Origin of the sequence: Hymenobacter terricola (assembly GCF_017921975.2) — a bacterium.
GTDB classification, from domain to species: Bacteria; Bacteroidota; Bacteroidia; order Cytophagales; family Hymenobacteraceae; genus Hymenobacter; species Hymenobacter terricola.
Genome location: NZ_JAGEMO020000223.1, coordinates 1 through 443, shown reverse-complemented (window position 1 = coordinate 443; position 443 = coordinate 1). Strand labels below are relative to the sequence as shown.

The window sequence follows — 443 nt, the reverse complement described above, 5'->3', positions numbered from 1 at the left end:
ATCTTACCGCCGATACCGTTGCAGCTGATAAGCTGCTTAAGGGTATCACAGCGCACGGCGCAGACGGTGAGCGCGTTGTAGGTACCTGTACATACGACGCTGATACGCAGGATGCCACTGCTACCGCTGCTGAGGTACTTGCAGGCAAAACTGCCTACAATAAGGGCCAGAAAGTAACTGGTACCATGAAGAACAACGGTGCCGTGACTGGCACTATCTCCAACAAGGACGGCGCATATACCGTCCCCCAGGGCTACCATGACGGCTCCGGCAAGGTGGTCATCGACAGCAATGAAAAGGCCAAACTGGTTCCCGCCAACATCCGTGAGGGCGTGACCATTCTGGGTGTTCAGGGCAGCATGAGTGGCAACGAGGGCGAAAAGGCGCAGGAGAAGACCGTTACCCCAAAGACTACCGCGCAGACTGTTGTGCCTGATGCCGGG

Annotated in this window: 1 protein-coding gene; it reads left to right on the top strand. The window is 56.7% G+C overall.

Translation table 11 applies throughout. The features are described 5' to 3' along the window. Nucleotides 1–185: 185 nt before the first annotated feature. The coding region (locus J4G38_RS28340) for a hypothetical protein (protein WP_226164184.1) at nt 186–443 on the top strand (258 nt) is incomplete at its 3' end.